Source organism: Paenibacillus sp. p3-SID867 (genome assembly GCF_025142895.1).
Lineage (GTDB): Bacteria > Bacillota > Bacilli > Paenibacillales > Paenibacillaceae > Paenibacillus_AQ.
Window position 1 is genome coordinate 126,698 of record NZ_JAMBDM010000005.1, and the last position, 16,211, is coordinate 142,908.

General features: G+C 51.9%; 15 protein-coding genes. 2 read left to right on the forward strand and 13 right to left on the reverse strand.

Annotation, left to right across the window (positions count from 1 at the left end; genetic code table 11):
• Nucleotides 1–4 precede the first annotated feature (4 nt).
• From M4D81_RS12330 to M4D81_RS12390, 13 genes are all read right to left on the reverse strand, one after another.
• On the reverse strand, nucleotides 5–2,245 hold the full coding sequence (locus tag M4D81_RS12330) for a helix-turn-helix domain-containing protein (protein ID WP_260066548.1): 2,241 nt from the start codon (nucleotides 2,243–2,245) through the stop codon (nucleotides 5–7).
• Nucleotides 2,246–2,310: 65 nt separating this feature from the next.
• Nucleotides 2,311–3,192, reverse strand: a complete 882-nt coding sequence (locus M4D81_RS12335; protein WP_127593775.1) for a carbohydrate ABC transporter permease — start codon at nucleotides 3,190–3,192, stop codon at nucleotides 2,311–2,313.
• Nucleotides 3,186–4,151, reverse strand: a complete 966-nt coding sequence (locus tag M4D81_RS12340) for an ABC transporter permease (protein WP_083397714.1) — start codon at nucleotides 4,149–4,151, stop codon at nucleotides 3,186–3,188. The genes M4D81_RS12335 and M4D81_RS12340 overlap by 7 nt, the downstream gene beginning before the upstream one ends.
• A 79-nt stretch (nucleotides 4,152–4,230) precedes the next feature.
• Complete coding sequence (locus tag M4D81_RS12345) at nucleotides 4,231–5,838, reverse strand: ABC transporter substrate-binding protein (RefSeq protein WP_260066552.1); 1,608 nt, start codon at nucleotides 5,836–5,838, stop codon at nucleotides 4,231–4,233.
• A 510-nt stretch (nucleotides 5,839–6,348) separates the two neighbouring features.
• Entirely contained in the window at nucleotides 6,349–7,281 is a 933-nt protein-coding gene (gene sdaAA / locus M4D81_RS12350; RefSeq protein WP_260066554.1) for an L-serine ammonia-lyase, iron-sulfur-dependent, subunit alpha, read from the reverse strand.
• A complete protein-coding gene (sdaAB, locus tag M4D81_RS12355; protein ID WP_071222255.1) occupies nucleotides 7,278–7,961 on the reverse strand; it encodes an L-serine ammonia-lyase, iron-sulfur-dependent subunit beta in 684 nt (227 codons plus the stop codon). Before sdaAB ends, sdaAA begins: the two co-directional genes overlap by 4 nt.
• A gap of 39 nt (nucleotides 7,962–8,000) precedes the next feature.
• Nucleotides 8,001–9,083 carry a dihydrodipicolinate synthase family protein gene (locus M4D81_RS12360; protein ID WP_260066556.1) on the reverse strand — a complete coding sequence of 361 codons (1,083 nt, stop codon included), beginning with the start codon at nucleotides 9,081–9,083 and terminating at the stop codon, nucleotides 8,001–8,003.
• Nucleotides 9,083–10,099 (reverse strand): NAD-dependent epimerase/dehydratase family protein, encoded by a 1,017-nt coding sequence (locus M4D81_RS12365; protein WP_071222257.1) that lies wholly within the window; start codon nucleotides 10,097–10,099, stop codon nucleotides 9,083–9,085. The genes M4D81_RS12360 and M4D81_RS12365 overlap by 1 nt, the downstream gene beginning before the upstream one ends.
• Nucleotides 10,100–10,287: 188 nt before the next feature.
• Nucleotides 10,288–10,422, reverse strand: coding sequence for a hypothetical protein (locus M4D81_RS12370; protein WP_256720511.1), 135 nt, complete (start codon nucleotides 10,420–10,422; stop codon nucleotides 10,288–10,290).
• Nucleotides 10,423–10,554: 132 nt separating this feature from the next.
• A complete protein-coding gene (locus M4D81_RS12375; protein ID WP_260066558.1) occupies nucleotides 10,555–11,649 on the reverse strand; it encodes a DUF4349 domain-containing protein in 1,095 nt (364 codons plus the stop codon).
• Between the two features lie 170 nt (nucleotides 11,650–11,819).
• A complete protein-coding gene (locus tag M4D81_RS12380; RefSeq protein ID WP_260066560.1) occupies nucleotides 11,820–13,151 on the reverse strand; it encodes a hypothetical protein in 1,332 nt (443 codons plus the stop codon).
• A 168-nt stretch (nucleotides 13,152–13,319) separates the two neighbouring features.
• Nucleotides 13,320–13,922, reverse strand: a complete 603-nt coding sequence (locus tag M4D81_RS12385; RefSeq protein ID WP_260066562.1) for a DUF421 domain-containing protein — start codon at nucleotides 13,920–13,922, stop codon at nucleotides 13,320–13,322.
• Nucleotides 13,923–14,152: 230 nt separating this feature from the next.
• Entirely contained in the window at nucleotides 14,153–14,605 is a 453-nt protein-coding gene (locus M4D81_RS12390) for an SRPBCC family protein (protein WP_216532760.1), read from the reverse strand.
• A 222-nt stretch (nucleotides 14,606–14,827) separates the two neighbouring features.
• Between M4D81_RS12390 and M4D81_RS12395 the strand changes: the two genes are divergently transcribed.
• Complete coding sequence (locus M4D81_RS12395; protein ID WP_260066564.1) at nucleotides 14,828–15,628, forward strand: helix-turn-helix domain-containing protein; 801 nt, start codon at nucleotides 14,828–14,830, stop codon at nucleotides 15,626–15,628.
• An 18-nt stretch (nucleotides 15,629–15,646) separates the two neighbouring features.
• Entirely contained in the window at nucleotides 15,647–16,105 is a 459-nt protein-coding gene (locus M4D81_RS12400) for an SAM-dependent methyltransferase (RefSeq protein WP_260066566.1), read from the forward strand.
• The last annotated feature ends 106 nt before the right edge of the window (nucleotides 16,106–16,211 follow it).

Here is a 16,211-nt window from a genome sequence, read left to right on the forward strand (position 1 = left end):
CCTCTTATTTTCCTGATGCTTTCCGATATTCGCTGGGCGATACGCCGCTATACTTCTTAAACGTTGTCGTAAATGTGGAAGAGTTCGAATACCCCGTTTTCTCTCCGATTTCGGCAATGCTGAGATCCGTGTTCCGGAGATATTCACGGGCGTGCGATAATCGGACCTTGTTCAAATACTCCACATAATTGACGCCGAATGTCTTCTTGAAATAATTCGAAAAATATTTCGAGCTGGTATCCAGCACTTCAGCCATATGGTCCAAATACAGATTCTCCATATAATGAAGCTCGATATATTGAGAGATGAAGGCGGGATTCAGCTTGCTCCGCGGATCATGGTTCCGCGTATTGGCCACCACGCGCATCACTTCCATCAGCGCCTTCTGAATCTCTTCATAGGTGTAGGCTTGATCGACCTTGCGGATGAAATCACTCTCCAGCTGAAACAGCTCATTGCGATCAACGGACGGCGAATCCGCCTGCTTCATGACAAGAAAGAACATACTCTTCGCAATGTGCACCAGCTGATGATGATGGATGTGAAGGTCCGCATTCTGCTGAACAATGTCACTCACGATCTGGAGTCCTTCGTCCACCTTGCCGCTCAGCATGCAGTTGCTCAGCTTCTCAATCTTTTGAAGCGGATAATAAATATCCGGGACGTAGCGGATTTGCTCCGTATCGACCATATCCGTGTCCGCATTCACATTCCGGTATAACCGGCCATCCTTAATGTTCCGGTATGCCTCGCAGCAGTTGCTGATCTTGGACTCATATGTCCGGCTAACGCAGCCCCACACCGTGAACATATCCGTATACTCCTGGTTGCACAGGCGGATATAGTCTTCGAATTTCCGCACCAGCTGCCTGCGGTCCGACGGCTGATCCAAACCGATAAGCGCAAGGAATCTCAGCTCGTCCACATGATAAACCACCACATGTTCGTAGCGTTCCTGCAGGCTGCTTCGAATCTGGGCCGTCAACTCCTCCAGGACAAAATCCGCCTGGGCCGCTCCCTTGCCGGCAGGCTGCAAATACACGGCCGCCATCATGAAATGCCGGCACTGGAAAAAATGCGTGTAATGCTTCTGCATCTGCATTTCCTGCTCGCGCGAATGGTGATGGCCATCCAGCGTTTGCAGAAACACGCCGCGGCGAATATCCTCATCCACCAGGTCCATCTGCTTCTTCAGGGATTCATTCTCCCGCTGGACCTTGATGATGCCGCTCTGGATTTTTACAAAATCATTCCCTTTCAGAGAACTGCCTCCGAGCAGCTGCACAATGTTCTTCACAGGCCGGTACAGATAGATACTGAGCAGCACCGACAAGATAACGTTTAACGCAATCGCGCCGTACATAATCCACGTATTGGCATTCGTGACGGAATCGATATTTTTAAACTTGTACGGCAATTTATTGATATATATAAAACCGTTATAGTCCGATTTGTAGAAATTGTACTCAAAATCGTCGTGCGTGAGGGAAGCTTCCTGCGACGGGTTAAAGTATACGTCGTTCAGAATACCTACCAAATCCAGATCCTTCTCGGTGCTCAAGATGACGTTCCGGTTCGCATCCAGCACAATAAGCGAGGCGCCGGGAATCATCGAGTTCAAATCGATCCCTTTCAGCAGCCGGTTCACGTTGATCAGGACCATGAGGTTTTTGTTCGACATCCTGACCTTGTTGCCGTCCACGGCTATCATCAAATTACGGCCATATCCGCTGCTCTGATCCGCATAAACCTCTGCCGGAAAGATGGTAAGCTCGTGCTCCGATCGGGTAAACGTCTTCCAGAACATCGAGTTGAACTTCTGGGACTTGTACCGCCTGTCAAACAAGGCGTCGAGATTGCTGGTTCCGCGCGTCGTAATGGCCAAATCATGATTGTCGAACGAGATGACCACATCCTCCACGATGTCCACGTTGGACACAATGCTGGAGACGCTGTCCTGCAAGGAAATGACTTTCTCCATGTCCAGCATGCCGTTCTCCATCAGCATCCGGTCAGAAGGAAGCGCATGGATATTAAAAATCAGGTTGTTTACGGAGGAGAAACTGGTATCAAACGACTGAATGATATTTCTGATCACCATCCGGTTGTTCTCGCTCACCTTGTCGTAAATTCCGGTAATGGAATTCTTGTACACAATGTAATTGAATATGAACATGATGCCGACGACCAGTTGCAGAGCGAAGAAAATCTGGAGCAAACCTCTGTTGGCGATCAATCGATTCATACGGATTCACCTCTCTTGGATGTCATCCCTTCATATTCAACATGAAAGCCCTCGTCACCTTCCCGTTATCCCTTCTCGGAACCAAGCATGACCCCTTTGGCAAAATACTTCTGGGCAAACGGATAGATCAGCAGCACCGGAATCATCGACAGCACGATGGTTGCATTCTTCATGGCTTGCGGAGCAAGCGCCGACGCATCCACCAGACTCGGGTTGCTGCCGTTCTCGCTGAAGATCAGCATATCCCTGAGCACGACCTGGAGCGGATACATATTCGCATCGTTCAGATAAATCAGCGGGATAAAGAAGCTGTTCCAATGGCCCATGAAGTAAAACAATCCGATTGAAGCCAGCGCCGGTTTGGACAGCGGAAGCACGATCTGGAACAGAATACGGTACTCGGAAGCGCCGTCAACAACGGCTGCCTCGCGCAGAGATTCCGACATGTTCTCGTAGAAGCTTTTGAGGATTAACAGTTCAAAGGTCCAAATCGCATTCGGAAGCACGAGCGCCCATACGCTGTCCAGCAGGCCAAGCTCCGATACGATCAGGTAGTTCGGAATGATCCCCGGATTCAGGAACATCGTCATGATGATTGCCAGCAGAAAGAACTTGCGCCCGAAAAAGTTTTTGCGCGCGAGCGGATAAGCCGCTACGGCCGTAAGCAGCAGATTAATCACCGTACCGAGGGCGGTATAAAAAATCGTGTTCAGGTAGGCGCGCGGCACCCGATCATCATTCAGCACCTGGGCATAGGCGTCCAGATTAAATCCCTTGGGAAACAAGGTGATATTCCCTTGCACCACTTCGGAAGTCGCACTGAGGGAAACGGCGGTGATATACACGACAGGGTACACGGTAATAATGGCAAGGCATGTCAGAATCAGCGTATTGATGATGCCAAACAACGAGATATTCCGAAGGCTGAAGCGTTTGTTGTTTACCATAATCCGCTACCTCCCAGCCGCTTGCTGAAGTAGTTGGAGGACAGCAGCAATATCATGGCAACCACGGCTTCGAACAAGCCCACGGCTGCGCCATAGCTATAGTTGCTCTCCAGAAGACCTTTCCGGTAGACATAGGTCGAGAATACGTCCGCTACCTCGTAGGTCATCGGATTATAAAGCAGCAGTACCTTCTCGTATCCGATCCGGAGCATCGATCCCGTCTTCAAGACAAACATGATAATAATCGTTGGAAGAATGGCGGGAATCGTAATTCTGAAGATCATGTGACGTCTTTTGGCACCATCCACCTTGGCCGCTTCGTAAAGCGACGGGCTGATCCCTGCGATTGCAGCCATATAGATAATGGCCTCATAACCGACGGTTGCCCAGATATCCGAGGAAACATAGATGGTTCTAAACCAGCTCGGTTCTATGAGAAAGTATGTCTTCTCAAAACCTAGCGCGGCGATAAGCTGGTTAATGATCCCCTGATTGGGCGACAGGAAGTCGATGATCATGCTGCTGATAATGACGACCGACAGGAATGAAGGCAGATAGCTGAGTGTTTGCACCGACTTTTTGAACCATTTCACTCTGACCTCGTTTAAGAGAATCGCCAGAATGATGGGAAAAGGAAACCCGAAAATCAGATTGTATACGCCGAGAAGCAGCGTATTCTTGAACAACAGCCAGAAATCCGGACTGTTGAAAAATTTCTCAAAATGCTTGAGCCCGACCCAGTCACTCTCCAGGATGCCGGTGAATACGCTGTAGTCCTTGAAGGCAATGATTAAGCCGTACAGGGGCCCGTATCGGAAAATAATATAAAACAACAGGCACGGGATAAACAAAATCAACAGCTGTCTGTCCCGCTTCATATGCTGAAAGGCCGAAACCATTCTTCTTCCAAGCCCGCCGCGGGGATTGGCGAGATTCGTCTCTGTCCCTGCACTTGACATGGTGTTCCCTCCTTAAGATGATGAGCAGCACCCGAGCGTGGTACCCGGATGCCGCCATCACTCCTATTTCTTCTGCAGATTAATTCGTGGCTTCATCCAATCTCTTCTGGGCTGCGTTGAAAATATCGACGAGCTGCTTGGCTCCCTGCTTCTCAGCCTGAACCTGCCATTGCTGCCACTCGGCATCGCCGTAGTTTTTGTTCAGAATGTATTTTGCGTTAAATTCATCCGCTAATTTCTTCAGGGAGGTTTGGACTTCCGCAATCGTTGCAGTTTCGTCATCCGTAAAGTTCACAACCGGATCCAGCGGCTCGAATTTATTGCCGTTCAGCAGCTTATCCTGAGCCTCCTGCTCCTTCTCCGTGTAGTTGAAGTACACGCTGCGCTTATCGGAATTGACATACAGACCTTGCAGCCACAGACCATAACGGTCCTCCAGCACGCTGATATCCACCAGCGGCACGTCGGTCAGCTCCGGATAGACGGCTTTATCACCTTCCATCTTGAACGTCTCACCTTCCACGCCCATCGTTACCAGCGTTGCGCCTGACGGGCTCGTCAGGTAGTCGAGCAGCTTCAGGGCAGCTTCCTTGTTGTCGTTGTTTGCTACCGCGATGCTGAAGCCGTTCGTGATGCTCTCGATCGTCTTGCCGTTGCCGGTCGGTCCAACCGGATTTCCGTATCTCAGATTATAATTCGGGTTTTGATCCTTCACCTGGTTGTAGAACAGGTCCAAACGTCCGATCCAGTCATAGGTCACAAAAGATTTATTGCCTGACGTCATTTTCGCCGTCCAGGAATCGTCGGTGTCCGTCATGAATTCCGGATCCAGAAGTCCCTCGTTGTACAGCTTCTTCATGAAGTCGAGCATTTCTTTGTGCTCTGGCTGTATCGTAGCGTATTTCCACACCTTGGCCGTCTCGTCGTAATACGTCGGATAGTTGGCTCCGCCGATGCCCCAGCCGAAGGCCCAGTCGCGGAAAATGTGCTCCTTCGTCTTGGAGGCGTAAGGATAGGAGTCCGGATAAGCTTCTTTCAATTTTTTGAGAGCCTGGTAAAACTCATCGGTATTCGTCCATTCCTTGATGCCCAGCTCATCGAAAATATCTTTGCGGTACAGGAAGCCGTGGTTGACGTCACGGTTAATGTTCGCAACCGGCCAAGTATAGATGTTTCCGGATTCGTCTCCGAAGGACGGAATGACCCATGGGTTCTCGTCCACATACATTTTTTTGAAGTTCGGCAGCATGTCGAGATATTCGTTAATGGCAACAACCGCTTTCTGTTTGCCGATCTTCTTCAGCTCCGGAGGCGTCAGCCCATGGATAATGTCCGGAAGCTTGCCGGATGCAACGGTTACTTTCAGTTTGTCTTGAAACGTAGCCGAGGAATAAGCCTGGAAATTCACTTTGATTCCGGTTCGCTTCTCGATTTCCTTGGCAAGCAAGGAATCGTTCAGGTTGGTTTTCTCGCTAACGACCATCCAGTTGATCGTTGTCGGTTTATCGACCAATGGAAGCGCGAGGCCGCCTGTATCTCCATATTGATCGGGATCTGCCGGTGCCGTTGGAGGTGCTGTGTCTCCGTCCGCTTCGGGAGCTGCCTCTTTATCTCCTCCGCTGCATGCGGCCAGGATCGAAATGATTAATGTAAATACGAGTGCCATGCGAAACCACTTATTTGTCATGTTCGTTCCTCCTCTTAATCCATCATTTTGAATGCGGCTGACTGAATCTGTGCGATCGCTACTCTACCCCCGTCATTTCCACTCATCTGTGTATGTTTGCTTACTTATCCAGTCTGCGCTGCTGATGCAAGTCGCTTCCTACCACTCCTCCTTGTTGGCGAAGATTCCCAGCTGAGCGCAGGGAATATTCTAAAATCATTCGGGCAGCCGATGCCGATCCCCGGTACGGATTTTTCTACCCATCCACATCATAAAAACGCTTCCACGATTCGTAAAGAAGCGTATTTCTGCGAGATGGTGTTTTTTCTCGATCAAGCGAATAAAAGGCCAAAAACCCGCATGATATCAGGCTTTTTGGGCAGGTGGAAAATGCTAAAGCGGTAGAAATAGATAAAAAAATAGAGGGATTTCATCACGAAATCCCTCACGGAAGATGTTAAATTTCTTCTCTTCGCCATCGTATATTCATGAAGCAGAACGCCTTGGGCGATCTATCAAACGGGCGTGAATTCAATCACTCGTTTCGTCTTTCTTCGCTTTGGCACCCTTCTCCCGCAATTTTTTGCCTTCCTTGCCGTATAGATCCTTCAGGATTTTCTTGCCGGTCGGCGTCTGCGCAAGTCCGCCCTTCGCTGTCTCCCTGTGCTTGGACGGCATGGCCGTGCCAACCTCCAGCATCACGTCGATCACTTCGTCGGATGGAATGACACTGCGCACGCCGGCAAGCGCCATATCCGATGCCGCCAGCGCCGTCACGGCGCCGAAGCCGTTTCGCACGATGCAAGGAATCTCGACAAGCCCGCCCACCGGGTCGCAGATAAGTCCCAAGGAATTCTTGAGCGCAAGCCCGACGGCGTGAACGGCCTGCTCCGGCGTGCCGCCCCGCAGCTCCGTCAAAGCGCCTGCCGCCATACCGATAGCTGAACCGACTTCAGCTTGGCAGCCGCCCTCCGCACCGGAAATAAACGAGTTGTTGGCAATGACGTAGCCGATCGCGCCTGCGCTGAACAGCCCCATCACCAAATGCTCGTCTTCCCAGCCGAAGCGTTCCTGCGTGCTGACGAACACCCCGGGAATAATGCCGCATGAGCCCGCCGTCGGCGTCGCCACGATGCGCCCCATGGAGGCATTCACCTCGGACACGGACAGGGCGTAGGCCAGTGCCGTGCAAGCGTCGGTACCAAGCGCGGGTACCCCGCTGCTCATATATTGATGGACGCGCACGGCATCGCCGCCGGTCAGGCCGCTTTTGGAAGGAACGGGTTCATGGATTCCCCGGTGCACCGCTTCCTTCATGATACCGTAATAATCGGCCATTTGTTTAAATGTCTCTTCCTTACTCTTGCCGGTTTCCTTTATCTGCTCATTCAGCATCAGCTGGCCGATCGTAACCTGGTCCTCCCGGCAGCATACGATGATTTGCTCCAGCGTAGAAAACTTCATGACTGCGCCTCCTCTACTGTCAAATCCGCAACGACGACGCGATGCACGCTCGGCAGCCCTTCGATATGCTTCATCAACTCAGCCGGGACCGCTTCATCCGACTCCACCACCGTCATGGCATCGCCGCCTCTTCCCTTGCGGTCCACGTCCATATAGGCAATGTTGACGCCGCCGGCCTCCAGGAGCCGGGTGATATGCGCGACCATGCCCGGCGTATCATCATGAAAGACCAGCAGCACCGGGTAATTCATCGTAAACTTGACGTCGAAACCGTTCACGCGCAGCATTTCAACACTGCCTCCGCCAATGGAAGCGCCTGCAATGACATCGGTATGATCGCCGTCCGTTAGCCTCAGCTCCACGGTATTCGGGTGAAAGGCCACATTCTGCGCCGTTTTGAAATTAAGTTCGATGCCTGCCGCCTCCGCAAGCTCGATCGAATTCCGGATACGCATATCATCCGTGGCAAAATCGAGCAATCCGCCTACGACAGCCAGATCGGTGCCGTGGCCGCGGTAGGTTTCAGCAAAAGAACCGTAGAACACAATTTCCGCTTGATCGGGGAATGCTCCAAATATGCGCCGCGCAGCCCTTCCGATCCGCACGGCCCCAGCGGTATGAGAGCTCGACGGCCCCACCATACTGGGCCCAATAATAGAAAAAACATCTTTAAACCGCATACGCGATTCCCCACTTTCAACTATTCTGCCCTCATTGTATCAGTCCGCCAGCCAACTTTCCAAGTGCTCTTGAATAAAATCGTCATCGTTCAAATGAGGATAATCGCGGTAGACTCTATCAATCTCTTCGGATTGTCCGGGAGACAGCGTTTCATGCGGATTCAGGCACCATGTGCCTTGCAGCAGCCCCTGCCTGCGGAGCACCTCATGGATGCCCGGAATACAGCCTGCAAACTGATGTGCGGGATCAAAAAAGGCTGCATTGGAGTCGGTAATCTCCACATTGCGTGTGAGCCACTCCTTCGCGAATCGCTCCTGTGTGCGCGCCTCCTTGATTTCTTCCAGCAGCTCTACCGCTTTCTTGGTCCAGACCGCCCAATGACCGAGCAGACCGCCCACGATAGGCTTGGTGACCATCGTCCCGTCCACCTGGAATTGATACGTCGTCAGCAAATCGTTGACGATGTTATCATCATTCCCCGTATAGAGCGCAATGTCATCTCTGCGGCTCGAATAGCAGACGGCTCGAACGACGTCAATCGTCTGATAGCGGTTGAAGGGAGCCATCTTGATTGCCATGATATTCGGAATTTCGGCGAAGGCGCGCCAAAAGTCGAAGGAAAAGATATTGCCGCCAACCGACGGCTGGAGGTAGAACCCGATTACCGGCATCCTCTGCGCAATCTTCTCCGTGCGCCTTAGAATGTCTTCTTCACTCCATCCGTTTAAACCGCCCATGCTGAGGAGGACGGCGTCATAGCCGAGCTTGCGGGCGATCTCCGTTTCCTCTACAGCCTGCTCCGTCGGGCCGCAGACACCGGCCACCATCATGAACGGCCGATTGAGCTCCGCCTTTCGAACCTCTTCTGCCGCAAGTCGCAGCACGGGTTCATACAAGTCGATGCCCTTGTCGCGGATCTCGAATTGGGTTGAATGAACGCCGACGGCAACACCGCCCGCACCGGATGCCGCATAATAGCGCGTTAATGCCCGCTGGCGTCGTTCGTCCAGCTTCCGGTTCTCATCCAAAGCAAGCGGGTGAGCCGGTATAACAAGCCCTTCATGCAGGGCTTTAAGCTTCTCGGGGGCTAAACGTTGAGTTGCAGGAACCTGTCCGCTCATTAGAATTTCCCCTTTCTCTCTTGGAAGTGAGTCGGCTTATTCCAGCTCTCGCCGCCCGATTGCACCCATGCTGCGGTCCAGTCCAGCATCTGCAGCAGAGTCACCTTCGGATAACCGAACAGCTGGTGGGATTTCGCAGCATTGTTCAGGAGCGCGGTCTCGGATTCCGTACCCGTAAAGGTCACTTCCTTGCCCATCCGTGCCGCCAATTCCTGTGCCGCCCAGCGGATCGACATCGTCTCCGGTCCGGTAATGTTGATAGTTTCCGGAGGAGAGCTGCAGTGCAGGAGCGAACGGAGCGCCATCTCGTTGGCATCTCCTTGCCATATGATATTCGCATGCCCCATCGCCAGGTGAATCGGCCGGTCCTCGTGGATCGATCTGGCCAGCTCATGCAGAACGCCGTACCGCATGTCGATGGCATAATTCAGGCGGTAAATCGCCATCGGCGTACCATTCTGGTGGGAGAAATATTCAAAGACGCGCTCTCTGCCGAGACAGGACTGCGCATACTCTCCGACCGGCTCCGGCGCTACCGATTCGTTGACTCCGCCGCTGCCCACCGGAGAGAACGGGTACACATTTCCTGATGAAAATACGACCATTCTGGATTGCTTAAATTTCTCGGCCACCCGGCCCGGCAAGTACGAGTTCATCGCCCAAGTAAAATATTCACGGCCGGTCGTGCCGAATTTATTGCCCGCCATGTAGATCACGTTCGGAGCCTCGGGCAGCTGCTGCAATTCCCCATCGTTCAGCAGGTCGCACGAAATCGTCTGAACGCCCGCCTCCTCCAGCTCACGTCTAGCCTCCTGGTTCGAGAACCGCGATACGCCGATGATCCGTTTGCCTCCACCGCCTTCCCGGACGGCGTTGGCCGCCAGCCTTGCAAGGCTGGGACCCATTTTCCCGCCGACGCCCAGCACAAGAATATCCCCCTCCAAAGATGCCAGATCGGCAACAAGCTGTGCTGAAGGCTCCGCCAGCTTCGCTTCTAATTCTGCAACGGTTAACATGAACAATCTCCTCCTCCGATTGATGATTCTTCTTCATCATACGGCCCCAATTAATATAAAGACAAATCTTTAAATCGTCTTTAAATAGGTAGACAGATCGTGTTTAGAGGAAGTTTTTCTTGCGAGATAAAGATGCTAAGCCTCGGATGTTTATATTTTCTTATCTCTTAAAAAAAAGCTCCCTGGTCTCAGGGAGCAAACGAAACGTTCAGCACGATGTGTCGAAGCACGAGGAAGGCAATGATAAAGGAGGCTGCCAGCCCCAGCATCGTGAAGATGACAATTTTCTCAACGCGGGTAAATTTGACCTTCGTTTTATTCATCACGATCACCTCGTCCTCCATTATAATACATATCTGATATCCCATTCCAGAAATGTGATTCTGAAGATTTGCCTTGCCCTTCCTCTGGATTTTATGATCGTTCTTTTGACGTATTCGAATCTGCTCCTGCCGTTACTCGTCTTTCAATCGTTTTTCCTCGTCCTTGTCGCCTTCCGGATGCCCTTGCTCAGATGTCGGTCCGTTATTGAGCAGCTTTCGTATTCGGGCTGCCTCTTCCCGTTTCCGCTGCCCCGATCTTCGCACCAGCCATAGGATGAGCAGAACGAAGGCCGCGATGACCAATAAGGGAAGCGAGCCGGAAAGGATAACGATAATCCATTGGATGATGATGGTGATCACATCGATGCTGCCCTGAAAAGCTTGGGAAACCCGCTGTCCGAGCGGCGCTTGAATGGTGGACGCTTTGGGATCATCCTTTTTTTCGGGCGACTCGTAAAGCCTGATTTCTACCGTGGAGTAAGACACGTTTTGGTCAATGTAACGCATCCGGCCTTTCATCTGCTCGATTTCGGATTGAATGCGCTCCAGCTCGTTGGCAAAAGCGACAAGGTCGGTCGTTTTGGTCGCTTTTTTCATGAAGGCGACGTACTGCTCCTCCATGATTTGCTTGGCCTTGAGCCTGGATTCCAAATCGATGTATTCCTCAGTCACGTCCTGCCCTTCGATGCTTCGCTGCAGGCTTTCATGCGCAATGTTCTCCAAACGGTCTATAAAGGAGGAGAAACCGTTCGCAGGAACTTTCACAATAAACGTGCCGCCTTTTTCGCTGCTGGACTGGGTTTCGCTGAAATTAACAATATAACCGCCGGAAAGCGTCACTGTGTTCCGGACTTCCGACTGCGCTTTTCCATAGTCCTGAATCTCCATTACGATATTCGCTTTGTACATCAGCTTTTGGTTAAGGCCGCTTGACAAATCCTGTGGGTTAAACCCTGCGCCGGAACTCTGGGCAAGCGATGGCATATTCGGAAGCTCAGCATCCGCCGATGCCGGCTCCTCGGCGCTGTTCTTGCTCTTATCCGCCGTTTCGCTTTCGGCTTTCGCCGCACCTCCATCTGTTTTGTTTGAGGCTTGATCCGTCGATGTTACTTGCTTTTCGACGGGCGCGGCACCTCCGGCGCTTTTGTCTTGAGAACCCGATGAGCAGCCGCTGACTAGCAATACGATAAGCATCAAAGCAGCAATCCATGAACCCCGCTTTCCCATACTTCAACCCCCTGTAGACAAATATATTCCATTTTATCTACTAACGGTTCCATCATCTGGAAGGTTGCAGACGCGCTAAAAAAACTCTCCAAGCGGGACCATACCGGAAAGGCGCCTCCTCCGTCGCATAACGGAAGAGGCGCCAGTGTTCCCAAAGTTATTTCACAACGCTACTCCAAAAACGTGAATCTGAATATCTGCCTTGGCCTTCCCCTCGGCACCTTCTCGATTCCGGCTATCTCAACCAAGTCGTTGTCGGTCCACAATTGGAGCAGCCGATGTGCACTGCGGACGGTAATGTCCAGCAGATGAGCGAGCTCATGGACCTTGTATTCATATTTACCCGAACGGGCACGCTGGTTCAGCAGCTTGCTCAAGTAGGCGCTCGTCATCCCTGCGTCCTCTGCCCGCTTGATCAGCCCTGCATCCGTAAAGGACAGCACCTCCTGCACAGGGTCGGACATCTCCAGCGGTCCGATCAGCGTGCCATCCTCACGCACGATAAAGCAGGCGTTGCCGCCCACCTCCTTGGATTTCCGCATCGCGATTCGCGCATTGGTTCCCGCCGTGCTGGCCGACTGGCCAAAGCCCATGCCGATGCTGAGCGAAATACCGTAGGTTTTATTTACGTCTTTAGCCAAGGGGATCGTTTTATAACCGCCGGTTTCCCGTTCAAAGATGCCGCGTGTCGTGAAGAACAAATACTCGTCCCCGCCCAGATGGGTCAGATAGCCGTCCAGCGATTCCACATAATCGAGCACCATCCGGTGAATGTCCAGCTTCAGCTTCTGCACCTCATGCTCATTATTCCGTCTTAACGCCTGAGTTCCAAAATCATCTATATTAATCATCCCGACCACGATCTGGCCTTCCCTGCTGCGGCGGGATGCCGTAGACAGCAAAGCCCGCTCCAGCGATACCACGATATCCTGATCGGAAGGCAGCAGCCACTCATTAGGGACCCCGAGCCTCGTCAGCTCATGGGCCACCGCTTCCACACCCGTGAACGCAACGGAGCACGCGCCAGATTCATATTGTAGACGGTGAAAAGCAATCAGGTTCTCCTTCGGGGCATAAGCCGGTCCATCGTAAATGGCGGCCTGTACGGCCGGGATACCCAGATCCCTTATCGTCCGGACCACCATCGTCTCGGTTAAAGTATCCACCGATATGCCGCCAGCCAGTCTTCCCCGCTGCCCGGCATGGAACAACGCTTTATATAAACCCGCGTCCGTGACGGGGACATAATGGACAGGGATCGAGAACTGTCCGAGCTCTTTCACCTTGCGCTGGGTCAGCGGATCCGAGAGGAACAACACCTCAACCTCGCCTCCGATCCGCTCAGCCAGTGCCGGCGCTTCGCCATCATCCTGAAAAACAAGCGGTACGGGGTCAAAGGAAGGAAAGGTTTCAATGACCTTCATAATTTTATCAACGATCGTCTGGGTTCCGATAATACCGATACGAATTTGCTGGACAGAGAGTTGCCTCCGCTCCGTCATGTTTCATTCACTCCCATCTTTCCCATTGCCGGGAAGCCGCTTATCGGCAAACCGGCATGGATACCTAAATCATACCCGCTATCGGAAATTTGGCAAGTGAAAGAACCAAAAGCGAATCAACTCCCACTTTTGGTTCTCAACCGATTCGTCATTTCATTCCAGTTCTAATTACTGCCATTTCTCCGGCACTTTCGACTGATGTCCGTTCTTGATTTCAGAGAAGAGACTAGCAGCGGAACTGGTCTCCGATTGAGGTGTGGCAGGGACAGGTACAATCTGGCTAATGAGCGCCATAAGCTGGTTAATATCCTCTTTTGTAGCCGGTTGCTTATGGCTCTTCAAAGTGTATCCCAGATTTCCGCTGACCTCCAGCGTAGCCCACTCCACGTCCGAAATATCGGCGATTCCCGTCTGTCTGAGCCTCATCTCCAGCTTATCCACCGTGAGTCTCAGCTTGTCGAGGTTGGCCTCATGAAGTTTGCCGTGTTCAATGACCACCACCGATTTACCGGAGATTAACGTCTCCAGCCCGTCAGCCTTATACTCGATGTACTCCATAATAACCATTGAGAGAATGAGGACGGTAGCAACCCCGATCGTAACCCAATAGCCCTGACCGCTTAGAGGCTGTACGAGCAATGAACCAATCCCGATCATAATGACAACCTGCGTAATGGTCATCTGTGAGATGGACTTCCTGCCGCCGATCCGAAATAGGATGGTTCCGGCAACAATAATTCCCACCGCCTTCAAAATCATGATCCAGCTCACCCTTGGACCTCCCTTCCTTTTTAGGTATAGAGTTTCCCTTATTGGTACAATCTATCCATCTGCTGGTACACACCGTAAATAGGTTATAACCCCCCGCAAAAAAAGAGCCATTACGGCTCTTTAATCGACTTTCTTCCCTGGGCATATAACGATTCCATGCATCATGCGTACGGTACAGTCCAGCCGGATGCTTGGATGCTGTCGGCCATATGCGATTATTCACCATGTGGCTACCAGCCTAAATCCAGGGTTTTCCCCGTCTCCGCATAGGTCTTAAGAATGCTCATGGTCATCCACCAGCCGTCCGCTGCCTTGGCACGGGACGGGTGATTTGGCGTGTATTGATCATTGACGAGCGTCAGCTTGGTACAGTTCCCTACCGGCTCGAGAGTGAATGTAATCCGAGACTCCAGCTCCTCATGATTGGCATAATACGACGGCCCCGGATGCTCGGACAGACTCAGTGTCTTCTGCGGCTCATAAGCCAGAACCTTCCCATAGACATGAACCGTCTCCTCCCCGTCATTCCCCGGACCCACATAAGCATAAGGCTCCCCGACTTCAAATGAAGATCTCAGTTCGCTCCCGAAAAAGGTGGCCCGCGTACCCTCCGGCGAAATTAAGACATCCCATACCTTCTCCGGCGAAGCACCGATATAGAACTCATATTGCAACGGCTCCATGCAGCTTCCTCCTACCCTCTATAAAATGCGCAGGAAGACCGACTTGTCCTCCTGTGATATGATGATGTTATCAAGCAGCTGTGATCCAAGTATTGTAAAAATGCGACAGGCTGCAACCTATGGAATCACTTCAAATCATTTCAAGCACAAGTCCCGTATGAGGCCAGTGATCAGTGGTCTATCGATCCAGCCTGTTACGGATAATTGGAGGTGTTTATATCCATGATTCAGCATCCTCATCAGTCCAGCCTTGGCATTTTGAACATGAAAAGGGCCGGAGAGAAGTTCCAGCTCCTGCGAGTTCCCCCATCCAGCGACCTTTCCTATTTCATCAAGCATTACTGGATCATTCATTGGGATTTAACCGGCCAGGAGCCTCATCTGCAGGATGTTGTTCCTAATCCTTGCGTAAACTTGGTCGTTCAGCCTCATCGAACCGCTTTTTACGGCGTATCCAGCACCAGGCATTCCCACCGTCTGGAGGGGAGGGGCCAAGTATTCGGAATCAAGTTCAGACCCGGCGGATTCTATCCGTTCGTGAACACATCCATGGACCGTCTGACGGATTCCTCCATAGGGACCATGGAGATTCTCCGAGTCGACCCCCATGCGCTGGAACAGCAGCTATTGACCGCAGAAGAACCGGAGCAAAAAGTCAGGTACATGGAGGAGCTTATCCGCCGTGTTCTCCCCGAAGAAGACGAACAAATCGAACGGATTCATACCATCATCGATCACATTCATCACAACCGGGACATCATCCGGGTCGAGCAGGTTAGCGAATGGTTCCAGATGAGCCCGAGATCACTTCAGCGCCTGTTCAAGCAGTACGTCGGGGTAAGCCCTAAGTGGGTGATCCGCCTGTACCGGCTGCAAAATGCCGCCGAAATGCTTGAAGGCCTTGATCAACAGGATGTACTGCAATTGGCCATGGACATGGGCTATTACGACCAGTCGCATTTTATCCGGGATTTTAAAGCGGTGATCGGTAAAACGCCGGAAGTTTATATGAAGGAACGATAACCTGAAGGAGGTTAATGCATGTATACGATACAGGCGATCGGAATGGTCCATAACGAAAGAAAGGCGATTCAGGATGATTACTGGGGGGATGTCATCTCGGAGATCAAGCTGGGCGAAGCGTGGGATGAAAGCTCCCTGGATGGGATTGAAACGTTCAGCCACCTTGAAATCATCTATGTATTCCATCTCGTCCAGGACGACAGCATCCAGTACGCGGCGAGACATCCGCGAAATAATCCGAGCTTTCCCAAGGTCGGTATCTTCGCCCAGCGGGGCAAGAACCGGCCCAACAAGCTAGGAGCCACCATGGTGGAGTTGGTAAGCAGAGAGGGCAGGTCCGTTTTCGTAAAAGGGCTGGATGCCATAGACGGGACTCCCGTCGTTGATATCAAACCTGTCATGGAGGAGTTTTTGCCGAAGACGCAGACCAAGCAGCCCGAATGGGCTACGGACATTATGTCCCGTTACTGGGAATAAGGATGAAGTACTCTATCCTATAACAAACAGCACTGGCATGCCCTGTCCCTGAGTTCTAAGGACTGGCTTGGCCAGCGCTGTTTCTATGGAATCCATATCGATTAAG